At 66.1% G+C, this 17,932-nt stretch carries 17 protein-coding genes and 1 pseudogene; 5 read left to right on the forward strand and 13 right to left on the reverse strand.

Translation table 11 applies throughout. From position 1 onward, the window contains the following. The 8 genes and pseudogenes from ACY3GB_RS06160 to ACY3GB_RS06195 all read right to left on the reverse strand — a co-directional run. A pseudogene (locus ACY3GB_RS06160) lies at positions 1-524 on the reverse strand (flagellum-specific ATP synthase FliI); the annotation flags it as partial. Next, on the reverse strand, positions 505-1,374 hold the full coding sequence (locus ACY3GB_RS06165) for a FliH/SctL family protein (RefSeq protein ID WP_463087972.1): 870 nt from the start codon (positions 1,372-1,374) through the stop codon (positions 505-507). The gene ACY3GB_RS06165 and the pseudogene ACY3GB_RS06160, both read right to left, overlap by 20 nt. Then, complete coding sequence (fliG, locus tag ACY3GB_RS06170; RefSeq protein WP_021477483.1) at positions 1,355-2,353, reverse strand: flagellar motor switch protein FliG; 999 nt, start codon at positions 2,351-2,353, stop codon at positions 1,355-1,357. Before fliG ends, ACY3GB_RS06165 begins: the two co-directional genes overlap by 20 nt. Then, positions 2,346-4,085: a flagellar basal-body MS-ring/collar protein FliF gene (fliF, locus tag ACY3GB_RS06175; protein ID WP_463087973.1), complete on the reverse strand. Its 1,740-nt coding sequence runs from the start codon at positions 4,083-4,085 to the stop codon at positions 2,346-2,348. Before fliF ends, fliG begins: the two co-directional genes overlap by 8 nt. Before the next feature lie 51 nt (positions 4,086-4,136). After that, positions 4,137-4,460 (reverse strand): flagellar hook-basal body complex protein FliE, encoded by a 324-nt coding sequence (fliE, locus tag ACY3GB_RS06180; protein WP_463087974.1) that lies wholly within the window; start codon positions 4,458-4,460, stop codon positions 4,137-4,139. A 2-nt stretch (positions 4,461-4,462) separates the two neighbouring features. Then, positions 4,463-5,839, reverse strand: a complete 1,377-nt coding sequence (locus ACY3GB_RS06185) for a sigma-54-dependent transcriptional regulator (protein WP_463087976.1) — start codon at positions 5,837-5,839, stop codon at positions 4,463-4,465. 24 nt (positions 5,840-5,863) lie between these two features. Next, positions 5,864-6,520 (reverse strand): chemotaxis protein CheB, encoded by a 657-nt coding sequence (locus ACY3GB_RS06190; protein ID WP_463087977.1) that lies wholly within the window; start codon positions 6,518-6,520, stop codon positions 5,864-5,866. Between the two features lie 150 nt (positions 6,521-6,670). After that, positions 6,671-7,075, reverse strand: coding sequence for a low molecular weight protein-tyrosine-phosphatase (locus ACY3GB_RS06195; RefSeq protein WP_463087978.1), 405 nt, complete (start codon positions 7,073-7,075; stop codon positions 6,671-6,673). A 52-nt stretch (positions 7,076-7,127) separates the two neighbouring features. Here ACY3GB_RS06195 and ACY3GB_RS06200 point away from each other — a divergent pair, with 52 nt between their 5' ends. Together ACY3GB_RS06200 and ACY3GB_RS06205 are read left to right on the forward strand one after the other, a co-directional pair. Further along, complete coding sequence (locus tag ACY3GB_RS06200) at positions 7,128-7,508, forward strand: hypothetical protein (RefSeq protein ID WP_463087979.1); 381 nt, start codon at positions 7,128-7,130, stop codon at positions 7,506-7,508. Positions 7,509-7,711: 203 nt separating this feature from the next. Beyond that, entirely contained in the window at positions 7,712-8,053 is a 342-nt protein-coding gene (locus ACY3GB_RS06205; protein ID WP_463087980.1) for a hypothetical protein, read from the forward strand. A gap of 57 nt (positions 8,054-8,110) precedes the next feature. Here ACY3GB_RS06205 and ACY3GB_RS06210 read toward each other — a convergent pair whose 3' ends face one another. Next, positions 8,111-9,040 carry a LysR family transcriptional regulator gene (locus ACY3GB_RS06210; protein ID WP_463087981.1) on the reverse strand — a complete coding sequence of 310 codons (930 nt, stop codon included), beginning with the start codon at positions 9,038-9,040 and terminating at the stop codon, positions 8,111-8,113. A 93-nt stretch (positions 9,041-9,133) separates the two neighbouring features. Here ACY3GB_RS06210 and ACY3GB_RS06215 point away from each other — a divergent pair, with 93 nt between their 5' ends. Beyond that, positions 9,134-10,105, forward strand: a complete 972-nt coding sequence (locus tag ACY3GB_RS06215; RefSeq protein WP_463087982.1) for a bile acid:sodium symporter family protein — start codon at positions 9,134-9,136, stop codon at positions 10,103-10,105. Between the two features lie 45 nt (positions 10,106-10,150). On the opposite strand, the gene ACY3GB_RS06220 is transcribed toward ACY3GB_RS06215, so the two are convergent. Genes ACY3GB_RS06220 through ACY3GB_RS06230 form a run of 3 tightly spaced genes read right to left on the reverse strand, consistent with a single transcriptional unit; the run spans position 10,151 to position 14,401 of the window. After that, complete coding sequence (locus tag ACY3GB_RS06220; protein WP_463087983.1) at positions 10,151-10,894, reverse strand: aspartate/glutamate racemase family protein; 744 nt, start codon at positions 10,892-10,894, stop codon at positions 10,151-10,153. Continuing rightward, positions 10,891-12,084: a DUF917 domain-containing protein gene (locus tag ACY3GB_RS06225; RefSeq protein WP_463087984.1), complete on the reverse strand. Its 1,194-nt coding sequence runs from the start codon at positions 12,082-12,084 to the stop codon at positions 10,891-10,893. Before ACY3GB_RS06225 ends, ACY3GB_RS06220 begins: the two co-directional genes overlap by 4 nt. Next, positions 12,074-14,401 carry a sigma 54-interacting transcriptional regulator gene (locus tag ACY3GB_RS06230; RefSeq protein ID WP_463087985.1) on the reverse strand — a complete coding sequence of 776 codons (2,328 nt, stop codon included), beginning with the start codon at positions 14,399-14,401 and terminating at the stop codon, positions 12,074-12,076. The genes ACY3GB_RS06225 and ACY3GB_RS06230 overlap by 11 nt, the downstream gene beginning before the upstream one ends. A gap of 286 nt (positions 14,402-14,687) precedes the next feature. On the opposite strand from ACY3GB_RS06230, the gene ACY3GB_RS06235 reads away from it, so the two are divergent. After that, positions 14,688-15,389, forward strand: a complete 702-nt coding sequence (locus ACY3GB_RS06235) for a hypothetical protein (RefSeq protein ID WP_463087986.1) — start codon at positions 14,688-14,690, stop codon at positions 15,387-15,389. Positions 15,390-15,391: 2 nt separating this feature from the next. Here ACY3GB_RS06235 and bla read toward each other — a convergent pair whose 3' ends face one another. Then, positions 15,392-16,165, reverse strand: coding sequence for a subclass B2 metallo-beta-lactamase (gene bla / locus ACY3GB_RS06240; RefSeq protein ID WP_463087987.1), 774 nt, complete (start codon positions 16,163-16,165; stop codon positions 15,392-15,394). A 185-nt stretch (positions 16,166-16,350) separates the two neighbouring features. Between bla and ACY3GB_RS06245 the strand changes: the two genes are divergently transcribed. After that, complete coding sequence (locus tag ACY3GB_RS06245; protein ID WP_463087988.1) at positions 16,351-17,913, forward strand: hypothetical protein; 1,563 nt, start codon at positions 16,351-16,353, stop codon at positions 17,911-17,913. Positions 17,914-17,932 lie beyond the last annotated feature (19 nt).

The following is a 17,932-nucleotide window of genomic DNA, read 5'->3' on the forward strand; positions in this document are numbered from 1 at the left end:
CGCACGCCGACATCCAACACATCGCGCACCGGCGTGCGGTGCAAGGGGTTCATCGGCTGGCTGTACAAGGGAAACCAAGCCTCGGGGTGGATGGGGCCCAGGCCGTCCAGCGGCCGCCCCAGCGAATCCAGCACCCTGCCGAGCAGGCTGGCGCCCACCGGCACCTGGCGGCCGGCCGCGCCATTAGCGGCCTGCGCCGCGCCGACATCACGGCCGTAGCGGGGAGGATTGAAAGACGGCAAGGGAAATACCGGCGTGCCGGGCAGCAAACCATGGACATTGGAGAGCGGCATCAAGAACACTTTGTCGCCGGAGAAGCCCACCACCTCGGCCTCCACCGAGTGGTCGTCCGCCAACACCACGCGGCAGGCGCCGCCCACCGGCAGCTTGATGCCCACCGCCTCCATCACCATGCCGGTGACGCGGACCAGCCGGCCGCATGGCTGCCATAGCCTGGCCGACTCCGCGGCCGCGCCGCAGGACGCCAGCCAGTCGCGCTGACGCTCAATCAGGCTGCCGCTCATCTCCGCCCTCCAGCCCCAGCGCCCGGCTCAGCGCCGCCAGCCGGGTTTCCAGCGCCATATCCAGCCGCACCGAACTGGCGTCGATCACGCAGCCGCCTCGGCGCATCTGCGGATCCTCGACCCACTGCCACGCCGTCTCCGGCGTTTCCTGCTGCAGGAATTCGCGCGCGGCGGCCAGATCGGCCGGATTCACGCGCAGGCGGGCGCTGGCCAGCGTGGACGGCAGCTCCGCCAGCGCCGCCTGCAACAGCGGCAGCAAAACCTGCTCGTCCTGATCTATTTTCTGTTGCACCAGCTTCTGGGCCAGGCCCCAGGCAAGCCGCAGCAAGTCCCGGGAAAGCGCCTGCTCCATCTCGGCCAGCTCGCTGGAAAAACTCGCCCCCATCTCGCTCAGCGCCTGCCAGGCCTGCTCCAGCCTGGGCAGATGCTCGGCGCGCGCGTCCGCCTCGCCCTGCTCCCGACCGGCCTGCAAACCCTGCTCGAAACCTTCCGTCCGCCCCGCCTCCAGGCCGGCCTCATGTCCCGCCTGCCAGGCTTCCTGATGGATGGCCTCCAGCTCGGCGGCGGTGGGGTAGCCCAGCGCCGGGGCCTCGGCTTCCGGCTGGGCTTCCTCAGCCTGCTCGGCCAGCGCTTCGGCTTCCGCCAGCGGAATCGGCGCAGACGGTTCGGACTCGGAGGCCGCGATGCGCTCGGCCAGGCTGGCGCCCGGACGGCGCATCTGCGCCATCGCCACCAATTGGGCCGGGGACAGCGCCTGGGTGAAGCCATCCAGCGATGCCGGGCTCCAGCTGCTCCAGCTCTCCAGGTCCTCGCCGGAAATGATGGGTCCGTTACTCGATGAGGCCTTCATCGCCGCCCTTGCTGCCTAGCACGATCTGGCCATCGTCGGCGAGCTTGCGCACCACCTTGAGGATTTCCTTCTGCTCGGCCTCCACTTCGGACAGCTTGACCGGGCCCTTGGACTCCAGATCGTCGCGCAGCATTTCCGCCGCGCGCTGCGACATATTGCGGAAGATCTTTTCCTTCAGATCGGTGCTGGTGCCTTTCAGCGCGATCACCAGGGAATCGGACTGAACCTCGCGCAGAATCGTCTGGATCGAGCGGTCGTCGATGTCCAGCAGGTTCTCGAACACGAACATCTTGTCCTGGATGCGCTGGGCCAGCTCGGGATCGTACTCGCGGATGAAGCTGAGCGCCGACGCCTCGACGTTGCCGCCCATGAAGTTGAGGATTTCCGCGGTGAGGCCGACGCCGCCGGACGCGCTTTTCTTGATGCGGTCGGAACCCGACAACAGCTGGGTCAGCACATCGTTCAGCTCGCGCAGCGCCTGCGGCTGCACGCCCTCCAGCGTCGCGGTCCGGATCAGCACCTCGTTGCGCATCCGCTCCGGGAAGAAAGCCAGGATGGAGCTGGACAGGTCCGGCTCCAGATGCACCAGGATGGTGGCGATGATCTGCGGGTGCTCGTGGCGGATCAAGTCCGCGGCGGACGACGGGTCCATCCACTTCAGGCTCTCGATGCCGCTGTGATCGTTGCCCTGCATGATCTTGTCCAGCAAGTTGGCGGCTTTGTCCGGCCCCAGCGCCTCGATCAGCACGTTGCGCAGATATTCGTCGGACGCGCCGATGCTGGCGCGGGCGTCGCACTCCTTGCGGAACTCGGCCACCACCTCGTCGATCTGCTCGTAGCTGAGATTGTTGATCGCCGCCATCGCCAGGGAGATCTTCTGCACTTCCTTGGGGCCGAGATACTTGAACACCTCGACCGCCTCGTTCTGGCCGAGACTGAACAGCAGCACGGCGCTTTTGCGTATTCCGTTATCACTCATCGGCGCTTATCCATTCCTTGATGATCTGGGCCGCCATGCGCGGATCAGACTTCACCAGCTCGCGCACGGCTTCCAGATTGCTGCTGTATTGGCGCTTCTGCGCTTCGCGCGGGTCTTCGCCGCCGCCAGCCATCGCGGCGCCCGCGACGCCGGGCTCGCCCTCTTCCCCGGCCACGCCCAGCAAACGCCCCCCGGGCCCCGCCGCGCCGGCGGCGCCGGCCTCGCCCTCCGCGCCTGCAGGCGCCGGCGGCCTGACCAGATCGCGCATGACGGGACGCACCACGCCGAACAGCAAGTAGAGAACCGCGATCGCCAGCAGGCCGTACTTGATCAGGCTGGTGCCGTTGCCGCTGACGTAATCGATCACCCGCTCCTGCATGGTGACGGGCTGGGCATTGTCGGCGAAGGCGGCGTTGACCACGTTCAACGTATCGCCGCGTCCCGTGTTGTAGCCCATCGCCTCCTTCACCAGATTGTTGATCTGCTGAACTTCCTGCGGCGTCAGCGGCGTCGGCTTCATCTCGCCGCTCTTGTCCGGCATCCTGCGGTAATTGACGACCACGGCCGCCGACAGGCGCTTGACCACGCCGGTCGGCACCTTGGTGTGCTGTATGGTCTTGTCGACCTCGTAATTGGTGGTGATGTCGCGCTGCAGCGTGCCGCTGGCGCTGACGCCCAGCCCGGACAGATTGGCGGTGCCCGGCGCGGCACCCGGCGGCAGCGTGATCGGCGCCGACGCCGCGGACGGCGGCTGGTTGGACAAGGCGCCCGGCACGCCGGTGGGGTTTGCCGAGCCGTTGACCAGCTTCTCGCTGATCTGCTGGCTGCGGGTGGCCGAAGGGTTGGGATTGGAGTTGGGCCGATAGGTCTCCGAGGTCTGCTCGGTTTCGGAGAAATCGACGTTGGCCGTCACCTGGGCGCGGGCGTTGCCGTGGCCGAAGATGGGCTCCAGGATATCTTCGATCCGCTTGACGTAGCCTTCCTCGACCTGGCGCACGAAGCCCAGCTGGCGCTGATCCAGGCCGGAGTTATCGTCGGGGCCGGTCTGTTTGGACAGCAGATTGCCGTCCTGGTCGACGATGGTGACGTTCTTCAGCGGCAGGTTCGGCACCGAACTGGAAACCAGATGCAGAATGCCCGCCACTTGGCCGCCATCGAGCATCCGCCCCGGATACAGCTGCAGCATCACCGAAGCGGTGGGCGATTGCTGCTCGCGGACGAACACGCTCTGCTTGGGGGTGGCGATGTGGACGCGGGCGCTCTGCACCGAGGAAACGGCCTCGATGGTGCGGGCTAGCTCGCCCTCGATGGAGCGCTGGTAATTGACCTGCTCGGCGAACTGGCTGATGCCGAACTTCTGATTGTCCATCAGTTCGAAACCGACGCCGCTGGCCTTGGGCAAGCCTTGGGCCGCCAGCTTCAAGCGGACATCGTAGACCTTGTCCGCCGGCACCGACACCACCCCGCCCTCGCCCAGCTGGTAGGGGATGTTCATCTGCTGCAGCGCGGCCGTGACCTGGCCGCCGTCGCGATCGGGCAGATTGGAGAACAGTATCTTGTAGGAAGGCGTGCGGTTGAGGAGCACCGCGCCGACGACGACGGCGAAAATCGCGGCCAGCGCCGTGAGAAATAGGATTTTTCGATTGTTCGGCAGCGCCTTGAAGCGATCACCCGCTTCGTTCAGTCGCGCGCGCCAAACTGGAGTAGCGTTTTCTTCTGCCAGATCAGCCATACGGTGGTTTATGGTTTAGGTCCACCGCCGCCGGGCCGTGGCAAGGCAGCGCTAGACTTGAGTATTCATGATTTCCTGATAGGCGCTGACCAGCTTGTTGCGCGCCTGAACCATCGTCTGGAACGACAGGCTGGCTTTCTGCAGCGACACCATCACGTCCTGCAGATTGACCTCCTTGTTGTCGCCCAGCTGAAACTGCTTCTGCATCTCCTCCGATGTCTGCTGCGCCGAATTGACCTGCTCTATCGTCGATTTGAGCACGTCGGAAAAGTCGACCTGCGGCGTCTGCTGAATCGCCTGCGGCTGCTTGCCGGAAGCCAGCGCCGCCGCGCTTTTCAGTTCGCCCAGCAACTGGTCGATATTATTGACTGACATGGCTACTCCGTGCCACTTCCCTCCGGAACATCTCCACCGGCATCCGCAGCGTCTTCATCACGGTAACGCTGCAATTTATAGCGCAAAGTGCGCTCGCTGATGCCCAGTTTCTCCGCAGCCAGCTTCTTCACGCCGCCGACTGCCGCCAATGTTTCCAGAATATGGCGTTTTTCAAGGGTTTTCATGTCGGTTTCACCCGACACCGAACTGTCCGATTCGGACTCTGCCCGGGTAAACTGCCCCACGCCTGCAATATCGCCCAGCATCAGATCGGCGGCAAGAATTTCCGCCCCGGCGGCAAGAATGACCGCCCGCTGCACGACATTATCCAGTTCGCGGATGTTACCCTCCCAACTATAGGCCGTCAAATGACGTTCCGCATCCTTGGAAAATACCAAAGACGCCCGCGCGGCGGCCTCCCCATGTTTTTTAAGCAGGAATCGTGCCAATGGCAGAATATCCTCCGGCCGCTCGGCGAGCGCCGGTATTCTCAACGGGAAAACATTCAGACGGAAATACAGATCCTCTCTGAAATTCCCGGCCGCCACCGCCGTCTGCAGATCGCGGTTGGACGTGGCCAGCACGCGGATGTCCAGTTTTATCGCGCGGGTGCTGCCTATCCGCTCCACTTCGCGCTCCTGCAGCACCCGCAAAAGCTTGGCCTGCAACGGCAACGGCATCTCGGTCACCTCATCCAGCAGAATGGTACCCGCCTGCGCCTGCTCGAACTTGCCGGGCAGCGCCTGCGCGGCGCCGGTGAAGGCTCCGCGCTCATGGCCGAACAACGTGGATTCCAACAGATTGTCCGGGATCGCCGCGCAGTTGACGGCGACGAAAGGCCCGGCGCAGCGCCGGGAATGGCGATGGATGTAGCGCGCCAGCACTTCCTTGCCGCAGCCGCTGGGGCCGGAAATCATCACGCTGGCGTCGCTCTGCGCCACCCTGCCCGCCAGCGCGAACAACTGACGCATCGCGGCGGACTCCGCCACCACTTCGCCGCCGTCGTCGCCCGGCATCGCCAACAGATGCTTCGCCACCTCGGCGAGCAGGCTTTGCGGCTCGAAGGGCTTTAACAGGTAATGGGCGGCGCCGGCCCGCAACAGCTCGATCGCGCGCTCGATCACGCCATAGGCCGTCATCAGGATGAAAGGCACGCCGGGATAGCGCTTCTTCGCCTCCTCGAACAAATCGTAGCCATCCATCGGCGCCATCTGCGCGTCGGAAATGATCAGCCCCACCGGCTCCTTGGCCAGTTTCAGCAGGGCGGCGCCGCCGTCGGAAGCCTCCAGCGTCGGATAGCCGGCCAGCGATAGGGTGTCGATGATGGCCTCGCGCAGGTCCGCGTCGTCCTCGACCACCAGAATCGGAAGATACTTCATGGAATCCAATGCTTCTTATTATGGTTACACCGATGGCTGGCGCTGGTGCGCCAGCATGACCAGCCGCTGGGCGATGCTGCCGAGCGCCAGCACCTCGTGGGTGGCGCCGATGGCGATCGCCTCCTTGGGCATGCCGAACACCACGCAGCTCGTCTCGTCCTGAGCGATGTTCCAGGCGCCGGCCTGCCGCATCTCCAGCATGCCATTGGCGCCGTCGCGGCCCATGCCGGTCAGGATCACGCCTATGCTGTTCTTGCCGACCAGATTGGCGGCGGAGCGGAACAGCACATCCACCGACGGCCGGTGGCGGTTGACCGCCGGGCCGTTGTTCAACGCCGTGCTGTAGCCTATCGTCGGCGCGCTCTTGATCAATAAATGGGAATGGCCGGGCGCGATGTAGACGGTGCCGGCCTGCAGCCTCTCATTGTCCTCCGCCTCCTTCACCCGCAAGCGGCATAACGAATCCAGCCGCTGCGCGAACGAATGGGTGAACATTTCCGGCATATGCTGGGCGATCAGTATCGGCGGCATATTGGCGGGCAGCGTGGTCAGCAGCGTGCGCAAGGCCTCGGTGCCGCCGGTGGAGGAGCCGATGACGATGACGGTCTGGCTGGCCAGCGGCGTCTTGGTCGGCTGGCGCGGCAGGATCACGTCCGCGCTGTGGCTGGGGACGATTTCCAAAGGAGTCTTGTTCGCTCGCTCTCGCGAAGTCAAGGCCATGTTTTTACCTTGCAGACAGAGTTCGCCCGCGCGGCCGTCGGCTTCGGCCCGCCCAGGCGTGACTGGGTTGTTTCAGATAGCTTAGCAGGAGCGCCGCCTCTGGTCAGGCGTTCAGCGCAATCCGGCTTCTATCCTGGCCAGCCAGGCGTCGCACGCGGCCTCCAGCAGGTCTAGCACCTGTTCGAAGCCACGATCGCCGCCGTAATACGGATCCGGCACCTCCCGGTCTTGCCCCAGCGGCTCCAGCATCAGATGCAGGCGACCGCTCAGCTCCTCAGGACAGCGCCGGCGCAGATCATCCAGGTTATGGCGGTCGGCGGCCAGGATCAGGTCGAAAGCGGAAAAGTCTCCATCAGTCACCTGGCGGGCGCGCTGCGCGAAAAGATCGTAGCCCCGCCCGGCGGCGGCGCGCATGCTGCGCGCGTCCGGCGGCTCCCCTACGTGATAACCATGAGTGCCGGCGGAATCCAGCCGAATCCGGTCCGACCACGCCATTCCAGCCAGCCGCTTCCGCATCACGCCTTCCGCAGTCGGAGATCGGCAGATATTTCCGTGGCAGACAAAAAGGATGGAGAAAAAATCCTTTCCGCTCATAGAGTTCTCCCTGATTAACGCCCAACTCGCCGCGCAACCCGCCCACCTCTGGCAGATCGTGTTTTTTTGGAACCTGCGCGCAATGCGCACAATATTGACACGAAAATCAGATGACAGCCAGCCAAGCCCGCCGCCAAATCAAGCGCGCCATGCTTTCCGAAATTCTGCCGAATACGTTTTGGGCAAAACAAACCTGAATCAACACGATAAAAAATCATATTCCGAATCATTCAGAATCATGCTGAAATTGTTACGCAACAATACCGCGCCTAATTATCAAAATAGCAATGCCGACATTTCAGAAAGCGATCCAAACCATACAACCATGCCCAAAAAGCAATACAAAAAAGAATAAAGCTGTACTTTAAGACATAAAACCCATATTTCCCGCCCAAATACCTGCATTTCAGAGATTCACATATTGCACCGCCGCCGAATTGAAAATACCATGCGCTCGGCATGCGGATGGCGGCGGACATTCCGAAAACCGTATCGCCGCCATTCGCATCGCGCACTGCCTCCACTTTTCCTGACAACCTCATTTCAAGGAGTGGCAACATGGCAAGCACCCTTCTCCCCAATCAGGTCCTGGGCATCAACGAATACCTGCTGTCAACCAACGGCGCCTACCAGCTGATTCTGCAAAGCGACGGCAACCTGGTGCTGTACCGGATGGCCAACCATCATCCGCTGTGGGCCTCCAACACCAATGGCAAGGACGCCATGCGCGCCATCATGCAGACCGACGGCAACTTCGTGCTGTACGACTTCCATGGCAAGCCGCTGTGGGCGTCCGGCACCAACGGCAAGCCGGGATGTTTCGTCACCATGCAGGATGACGGCAACCTGGTGATTTACGAGCCGAAGATCCCGGTCTGGGCATCCAACACCGCCCAGTAAGCTCTGAATCGCCCGGGCGCGCCGATGCGGCGGCGTCCGGGCGTCTGTCCTCCCCGATCAAAGCCTCCCCGTCCCCTCTACCTGCAGAGCCAGCGTCTGCAATTGCCCCCTCATCTCCAACACCAGCCGCCATACGCGCTCCGCGGCAGGCGACAGCGTGCGGTTGCGCCGGCGGATCAAGACAATGCGGCGGCTGGCGCGCGGCGACAAGCGGCGCGTGGTCAGGCCGCAGTTTTCCGGCAATGGCATGGCCAGCCCCGGCGACACGCTGACGCCGATGCCGGCCGCCACCATGCGGAATACCGAATGGGAGTGCCCCAGCTGCTGGGCCACCGGACAATCCAGGCCATGTTCGCGCAGCAGTTGATCGATCAGCGGCCGGCTGCCGGAACTGCCGTCCAGCAGCACCAGCGCCTCGCCATCCAGTTGCGCCCATTCCACCGCTTCACGCGCGGCCAGGCCATGGTCGGCGCGGCACACCAGCCAGAAGTCGTCGACCAGCACCGTCTCCTGTTCCAGATCGTCGCAGGGCTCCGGCTCCACCACCAGGCCGAAGTCGGCCTCGCCGCCGCGCACAGCCGCGACATTCAGGCGTTGGACCTGATCGCGCAGATGCAGGCCCAGCTGCGGATAGCGCTCGCGGCAGGCGGAAACGATGGCCGGCATCAGGCTGGCCGACAGCGTCGGGCTGCTGGCGACGTAGACGCTGCCCAACGCCTGCTCGCTCTCCTTGCGCGCGGCGTCCAGCACCTCGTCCAACTCCGCCAGCGCCCGCTTCAGCTTGGGCAGCAGCCGAGCCCCGGCCGCGGTCAGCGCCACTTCGCGGGTGGTGCGGTCCAGCAGGCGCAATTCCAGCGTCTGCTCCAGCTCGCGCACCGTGCGGCTGACCGCCGGCTGGGTCAGGCCCAATTCATCGCCGGCCCGGCTGAAACTGGCGTGCTCAGCCACCCGGCAGAAGGCCCTTAGCTGTCTCAGCGTGAAATTCATAAAATTATCTTTTCAATTTATCTGATAAATGCATTTGTATTCTTAATTAATCCGCGCTTCAATAGCAAGACCAAACAACGAATGCCCGATGCCATGCCCAAGCTGTTGGATTCCTTCACCGTCGCGCTGCTGGCCACTGTCGCGCTGGCCAGCCTGCTGCCCTGCTCCGGCGAAGCCGCGCAGATCTTCAACCTGGCCACCAATCTGGCCATCGGCCTGCTGTTCTTCCTCCACGGCGCCAAGCTGTCGCGCGAAGCGGTGGCGGCCGGCGCCGGCCACTGGCGGCTGCACCTGACCGTGCTGGCCTGCACTTTCGCGCTGTTCCCGCTGCTGGGCCTGCTGCTCAAGCCGGTGCTGACGCCGCTGGTGACACCGGAGCTGTACCTGGGCGTGCTCTACCTGTGCATGCTGCCGTCCACCGTGCAGTCGTCGATCGCCTTCACCTCGATGGCGCAGGGCAATGTGCCCGCCGCCATCTGCAGCGCCACCGCCTCCAATCTGCTGGGCATCTTCATCACCCCGCTGCTAGTGGGCTGGCTGGTGGCCGGCCACGGCGGCGGAGCGCAGAACATGGGGTCTGCGCTGGACATCGTCTATCAGTTGCTGCTGCCCTTCATCGCCGGCCAGATCGCCCGCCGCTGGATAGGCGGCTGGGTGGACAAGCACAAGGCCTTGCTGAAATACGTGGACCAGGGCTCGATCCTGATGGTGGTGTACGCCGCGTTCAGCGCGGCGGTGATCAGCGGGCTGTGGCGGCAGACGCCGCCGGCGGCGCTGGCCGGCCTGCTGGCGGTCAACGCCATCCTGCTGGGCCTGCTGCTGGCGATCACCTCGCTGGCCGGTCGCAAGCTGGGCTTCAGCCGCGAGGACCGGATCACCATCCTGTTCTGCGGCTCGAAGAAGAGCTTGGCCAGCGGCGTGCCGATGGCCAAGGTGCTGTTCGCCGGCCACACCATCGGCGCCATCGTGCTGCCCTTGATGCTGTTCCACCAGATCCAGCTGATGGTGTGCGCGATGCTGGCCCAGCGCTTTCGCAAGCGGCAGCTGGCCGCTGCGCGCGCCTGAAAGCAAAAATCCCCGCCGCAGCGGGGATTTTTCATCGGCAAGCCGTCAAGCCTGCCGCGACAGCGAGGTGATCACCGGCAGCGACTCCTTGCCGTAGCACAGCCGGCTGGGGCGCACCTTCATCCGCACCAGCGACAGCAGCAGGCTGAAGCCGGCCTGGTTGGGATCGATCACCGGCACATAGCAGCCCAGCGTCGCCTCCAGCAGCTGCTCCACCCGGCGCGCCACGCCGACGAAGCCGGTGCAGCCCAGCAGGATGGACTGCGCGCCGTCGCGGCGCACGGCCTCCAGCGCGCACTCGTACACCTTGGGCACCACCACATCCATATTGGACAGCTGGTCCACCGGGCAGTCTATCGCGCGGATCGAGCAGAACGAATCCTGCAGGCCGTAAGCCTGGACGTGTCCGTGCTGCATCGCCAGCGTCGACTGCAGCACGGTGACGATGGAGAAGCGCTGGCTGAGCAGCAGCGCGCTGAACGCCGCGGTCGGAAAGCCGCCGACGATGGGGATGTTCACCGCCTCGCGCGCGGCCTCGACGCCGCACATGTCGAAATCGCTGAGCCAGACGCCGTCGAAGCCCTCGCGCTCCAGCTCAAGCGCCGTCTCCACCACCGCCAGGCCATTGGCCAGCCAGTCGATGCGGTCCTGGATGTGGCTGGTGCCGCGCGGCAGGTTGCGCACCTCCACCTCGACGTCGGCCGGGATCACCGGGCGGATGGATTCCAGTATCGGCTGGTTGAAGGTGTCGACGCCCACCGGCACCAGCACGCAGATGCGCAAGCTCATCGCGCGTCCTCCCGGTCCGCGTCCACCGGCGCGTACGGCCCCAGGTAGCCAAGCTGCGCCAGTTCGTCGGCGAAGCTTTGCAGGATCAGCCCCTTGTGCAGCGGCGCGGCGGCCGGCAGCGCGATCACCGCCGCCTTGCGGCCACGCACGGCCGGGTCCAGACCGTGGTCGCCACCGGACAAGTCGCCGTTGCTGAACACATGCTGACCGTCGCCTTCGACAAAGTAGCTGATGGCGTCCGGCGCGGTCGCCAGCGGATGGGAGACCGCGCTGTCCCAGGCCAACAGCGATTCGTTCTGGTACAGCACCGTGCAGCGGCGCTCGCCGTCCTCCAGGCTCACCTTGCCCAGGTCGAAGCCGCCGGCGGTGCTCACCTCGGACGACGCCAGCGTCGCCGGGCCGAACAGCAGCTTGCCCTTGATGTCGAGCTCGCGGCGCAGGAAGTCCAGCATCGCCTCGGCGGTCTTCACCTTCCCGTCCTGCAGCGCGCGGCCCAGCTTCAGCGCCCGGCTCAGGGTGCCGCGCACCGGCAGCGCGCCGCCCAGCTGCTCCGGCGACATGATCCACATCGCCAGGCCGCCGAATTGTCCGAACTGCGGATTGGTCAGAATCGGGCGCAGCATCTGCTCCACCACGGTGGAAACGTCTTCCTGCGGCTGGCCGTCCGGCGGCGGCATGCGCACGCCCAGTTCCACGCACAGCCCGCTCTCGCCGGCCAGGAAAGCCGGCGTCGGCGGCACGCCGGCGGCGGCATAGGTCAGCATCGGCAAGGACGGCACCGCGCGGCCGGCGCCGTCGGCGTCCACCACCGCCAGTCCCAGCTTGGCCGCCACCAGGCTGGCCACCACGAAACCCAGCGCGCCGCTTTCCGGCGCCACCACGTAGGCCAGCTTGCGTCCCTGCGATTCCAGCCGTTGCTGCGCGGCGCGCGCGGCCTCCACCGGCCCGTTCGGCCATTGCACCTGGTTGATCGCGTCCGGCGCGCCCATATAGGCCACCATCACGCAGTCGCCGTCGATCGCCTCGTCCACGTCCACCACCCGCACCTTGTCGGTCGGGTAGTAGTCGCCGCTGCGGAAATTCGCCGCCAGATGGCGGGCGGAGATCATCGTCCCGCCACCGCCGCTGCCGAAAAAGCACGCGCCTTGCAGTAAGGGTTCCAGATCGCGGGATGAAAGTTCAAAAGCCATGGCTTGCACCTGTTGTTGCGTTGTGGTCGGCGCGGCCGCCCGGCAGGCCGCCGAGCAGGCGACGCGCCCTTTGCAGCACGGGGTGGGCCGGCTCCCCGCGGCCGTCGCAGGCCCGCAAGGTCGTTTCCAGCATTTCCCGCGCCTGTTCTTCCCTGCCCGACGCGGCCAAAAGATCCGCCAGCCGGGTCGCGGCCTCCACCCTGGGCGGCACCGCGCCCAAGGCTTCCGCCGTGGTCACCGCACTGCGCAAGCCTTGCTCGGCGCCGGCTAGATCGCCCTGCGCCCGCAGCGCGCTGGCGCGCGCGATCAGCAGCTCGCCCAGATAAGCGCGCTCCTTGTGCGCCATCGCCAGTTCCAGCGCCTGCTCGGCCAGCGCCCTGCTTTCGGACGCGCGTCCCGATGCCAGCAGCAGCTCGCTGCGCCGCCAGGCATAAAAGGAGTGGAACAGCTTGCCGCCATGCCGCAGCATCTGCCCCTGGTAGCCTTCCTGCATCGCAGCCTCCGCATCCTCGGCGCGCCCCTCTCTAGCCAGGCCGCAACCGAGGAAAAATTGGGCGACGCCCAGGTAGAAGGCGAAGCCGTGCTGGCGGGACAGCTGTTCCATCTGCGCCGCCAGCTCGCCCAGCGACGGGTCTTCGAACAGGCAGGCCAGCCATACCGCGCCCTGCAGCGCGATGGCGCGGCTGAAAGGCTGATCCTCGCCGGCGCATCTCGCCAGCAAGGCCGCCAGCGCGGACCGCGCCCGGGCGAACTGCCCCAGCTGGAACGCCGCCAGCCCCTCGAAGGTCAGCACCAGCCCGCTCAGATCGAAACCCTGGGTGCCCATGCGCCGTCCAGGGCCGCCGCCCAGCAAGCCGCCCCGTTCCAAGCAGGCCAGGACCTCGGCGTGGTCGCCCAGCCAGAACAGGGTGTTGGCCATCACGAAATGGGCGTCGGCCAGCGCGCTGGCGTCGCCGGCCGCCTGGCCGCGCTGCAGCATCCGCTGCGCGGTGCCGCGCGCCCGGTCCAGTTCCAGCGACATCAGCTGGCTGGTCCATATGCCGAACAGGATGGACATGATCTCCGGCTCGCAATCCAATTCCTTGCCCACCGCCAATGCGGCCTCATAGCAGGACAAGGCCTCGCCGTTGGACCAGCCATGCCGCGCGCTGTGGCAGATGCCGAGCTGGCGCAGCAGGTGGAAATGCTCCTCCCTCGCCTCCTGCTGCAGCGCCGCCTCCTCGAGCAAGGCCAAGCCGCGCGACAGGACGCGGGCCGCCTGCTCGAGATCGCCCGCCTCCAGCAGCCTCCCGCCCTCGTCCAGCTGACGGCGCAGGGTCTGGCGCTTGTCCTCGCGCGCGCCCAGCCTGCGCTCCACCACCTTGCGCCCCACGCCCAGCATCCGCGCGGCCGCGGTCTTGTTGCCCCGGCACAGTTGCAGCGCCCGATTCAGCAGCAGGGTCTCGGCAGCCGCCAGCTTGTCCTCGCCCGGCAGGGCCAGCATCGCGTCCGCCAGCTCGCCCGCGTCGGTCTGCCACGGATGGGCGTGCGGCTCGAGGAATTCGTCGAGCGCCGCCGCCGTGATCAACGGACCGTCGGACAACACGCCCAGCCTGTCCACCAGGCTGCGCAGCTGGCGCACGTTGCCGGGCCAGCGGCTGTTCTGCAGTCGCGACACGGCGTCGGGGGCGAAGCGCAGCGGGCGCGGCTGCGTCGCGGAGAAATGCTCGATCAGGGCAGGAATGTCGTCGCGGCGTTGCTCCAGCCCCGGCAGGCTGAGCACGAACACCGACAAACGGTAGTAGAGATCCTCGCGGAAACGGCCGTCGCGCACCGCCGCCTGCAGGTCTCGATGGGTTGCAGCCACCACCCGTCCGGCGAAATGCTGCGGCTCGGCCGAACCCAGCGGGCGGAAGCTGCGCGTTTCCAGCACGCGCAGCAGCTTGGGCTGCAAGGCGAGCGGCAGCTCGCCGATCTCATCCAGGAACAGCGTGCCCCGGCCCACCTGGGCCAGCAGGCCGACGCGGCTGCCTTGCGCGCCGGTGAAGGCGCCGCGGGCGTGGCCGAACAGCTCGGCCTCCATCAGGTGCTCGGGGATCGCCGCGCAGTTCAGATCGATGAAAGGCTGGCCCGCCACCAGGCTGTGGCGGTGCAGCTCATGGGCGATGACCTCCTTGCCGGCGCCGGTGGGGCCCCAGATCAACACCGTCTTGTCCGTCGGCGCCACCCGCCGCACCATTTGCAGCAAGCGCTGGAAAACCTCCGACTGGCCTATCGCCCGCTCGGCCGGATCAGGCGGGGCGGAAAGCGGGGAAACATCGTGCGCGGGAATGTCCATGGCGGCCTTGAGCAGAGGGCGCGCCGGGCCGGTGCGCCGAATATGGCAACGCATTATGCCAACGACTTTAAAAATGACAAGCAAAGACAGGCAGGGATGGCGCGCCGATTCATCCACCCCAAAATCGGAATGTGGACGAATTCGTCCGCCAGGAGGAACAAGGAATCAAGACAAGCGCAATGAATACAATACTTTACAAACTGGCACGTTTGCTGCTGTAGACAGCGGATGCCTCTGCAGCGGCCACGCCGCCCGGCAGCGAAAAAAACACACCCGGACATTGGGCATGAACGCTCGCTACACCATCAATATTCTCAACAACAGCCGACACGCTCAGGACTTCTTCCTGTTTCAGGAACCCGCCCGCTACGCAGGCGCGGACAGCGCCGTCTACAGCAACAGCCTCTATCACAGGACGCTGCCGCCGATCTCCGAAACCGGCTCCATCCTGATCCTGGAGCTGCTGTCGTCCAGCTTCGCCGCGGCCCAGGCCCGCCTTGATCCCGCGCCGCGCGCCGGCCTTCCCTCCGGCCAGGCCATGTCCTGCCAGCCGGTGCGCGCCTCGCGCGCAGGCCTGCCCGCGCCCAACGCGGTCACCATGAGCCTGGGCCCCGAACCAGAGCTGAGCGCCCCCCGCCACCATCCCGGCGTGGACGAAGAGGCGTTCCGCATCAGCATTCCCGACTACGACGCCGGACGGCGGCCCTGCAATGTCGGCCAGGCGGTGCGCACCGGCGACGGCCGCATGGTGCTGTCCAGCTTCATCGACGCCCAGCCTGACAGCCACATCGATTGCGCGCCGCTGCCGCGCTTCTATGCCGGCGTCGGCCGCCGCCACGCCGGCACCGTCATAGACTTCGACGACAGCAGGCAAAGCGCGGCGCTCTGCGACGCCAGCGAAGGCCATACCACCTTCAATCTGATCTACGACCACCGCGGCGACTGGATCGTCGAGGCCGTCAAGGGCCGGCCCGCCTGGCAAGGCTGAACTCAGCGCGCTTGCGCCGCCGCGTCCGAAGCCTGCCGCCTCAACAGCTGGCGGTAGTGGTCGATCAACTCGGGGCCGTGCAGGGCGTCCAGGTGGCCGGCGATGACGGTATCGATGTCCAGCCCGCTGAGCGCGAGCCTGTCCAGCGTTTTCGGGTATTCGTTCAGATCGGCGTAATGGAGATTGCCCAGTTCCCGCTTGAGGATGCAGTTGCCGTACAGCACCTTCTCCTCCGGGAAATAGACAAAAATGCCGTCGCGGGTATGCGCCGCGCCCAGATGAAAAGCCTTGACCTTGCCGCCCTGCAATTCGAAATCGCCGGGAAACACCCGATCAGGCATCGAGGCGGGCAGCGCCGGGTAATCCGGAAAGCCCTGCCGGGTAAAGGCGACGATGTCGTCCCAGCCGCGGCTCATCTCGTCGGCCGTCTGCCGGGTGGCGACGACGCGGGCGCCGATCGACTTCCAGTACGCGTTGCCGCCGGCCCGGTCGGTGTGATAGTTGGGATTGATCACCTCGACGATGGGTTTGTCGGTGACCGCGCGTATTTGCCGCGCCAGCTCGCGGGCGGTGTCCGGCGTCCAGGTGGCGCCCACCACTGTCACGTGCTCCGCGCCGACATATACCGCCGAGTTCTCCTTCGCGTAATAGTCGTCTTCCACCACGTACACCCCGCCCTTCAGGTGCTTGAGACTCAGGCTGCCCTGCGCCGCGCAAGCGCCGGCCGCCAGCGCCAGGCCCAGCATCGCGCCGGCAAGTTTAAATATCCTGTGCATTTTATTTTCCATTTATGTTTCAAATAAAGGCGGCGATTTCCCGAATTTCCATTTTGGGGAGAACTCGCCGCTCGCCTGCCGCTCCAAAATCACGGTTCCTGCCAAACCTTGACCTTGGCAAGATTCTAGCCAGCCCGGCCCGGCGGGGTAAACCGCACGGTCCGTAACTGCCGTAACCTGAAACAATGACCGCCGACGCCATCCACTTCGAGCTCACGCCGCCCTATCGCCATGCCGGCAAACCTGTCCGCTTCCAATCGCTGTGGCTGCTGGTCCGGCTTTACTACGCCGCGGCCCACGAAGACGGCATGGTGGCGGTGGCCGCGCTGCGGCAGCGCTTTCCGGCCAGCCGGACGCCGCGCATGCTGGTTTCCCGCGCCTTCGCCGACTTCGCCGCCTGGGGCGTGGAGGCCGGCTGGGGGGCGCCGCGGCGCGAACCCGCCTCCTTGCTCAATCCGGATGGACGCAGCCGCGGCCCTTTCTGGCTGGCCTCTGGCGGCATCGCCCGGCTGGAATTCCTGGCGGGCGGGCAGCCGGCGGACCGCCGGCTGCTGGAACAATTCCTCGGCCTGGAGCCGGCGGCTGCGGACGCGCCGGATTCGATTTCGCAACTGGAGGCGCTGACCCGCGGCCTGGATTACTGGAGCCAGCTCACCCAGGCGATCCGCGACGAGCGCGACGGCATGGGCAGGGTGGCCGGCCCGCAAGTGGCGGCTTCCTTCCATGCCGCCAGCCTGGCCGCGCACAACGATTTCCAGCAGGCGCTGGCCCTGACCAAGGAAAGCCTGGCCTGGCGCCGCGGCGCGCAGTTCGACGACAGCCGGCTGGCGCTGAAGAAACTGGGCCAGGTGCTGGACGGCCGCCGCTTCGAAACCGCCCAGCCCACCTTCGCCGCCATGGCCTGCGTCGCCCGGGCCTGGGACCACTACGCGCGCGGCGAACCCGACGGCGCCGAAGCCTGCCTCGCGCAGTTGCGCAATCCGGGGGAACTGCAGCCGGTCTACCGCTACAACCCCCGCGTGCGCTTCGAATGCCTGAACCTCGGCGCGCTGTTGCACAAGCAGGCCGCCATTTCCGAGCAAGCGCCGGAACGCGCGGAAGCGGCGCTGCGGGACCTGTCCGGCGCGCTGGAAGCCGCTTACGAGGCGGACTCCATCGACGCCGCCCAGCACGTGGCGGCCAATCTGGGCTGGTGCCTGTGGCTGTTCTGGAAGCAGGCGCTGATCGATACCCAACGCGCGCTGCCGGTCGCGGACATGCAACGCCTGGCGATACGCTGGCTGGGATTGTCGGAATGGATCTGCGACCGCTTCGGCGGCGGCAACGGCTCGGCGTGGAACGTCGTTTTCCTGCTGCGCATCGCCCGCGGCGACTGCCCGCGGACCAAGCGCCCCGCGCTGGCGGATTTCCGGGCCGCGCGGCCATTCCCGCTGCAGGAGATGCGCCGCGCGCTGGCGCTGTCGCCCTGCCCGTTTTCCGACGCCAAGGGCTACCGCAGCTGGACCGCCGTCGCCGAGCTGACGCTGGACGAGCACGACCACGGCCGGCTGCCGCTGACGCCGCTGCAACTGGCCAATCTGCTGCTGGAAACGCTGTGGTTCCAGGCCTGGGAAGGCGGCGTCAGCCGGCAGGCCTGCATCAGCGCGCAACGCCTGAAGCAGTTGCTGCCGCAGCTGCGGCGCGGCGAGCGCAGCTTTTTCCGCGACGAGCTGGCCTTCCTGCCGCAGGAGCTGCTGGAGCCGGCCTGAACGGCCCGCTCGCCAGAAG

It is taken from the genome of Chromobacterium sp. Ag138, from assembly GCF_055181315.1.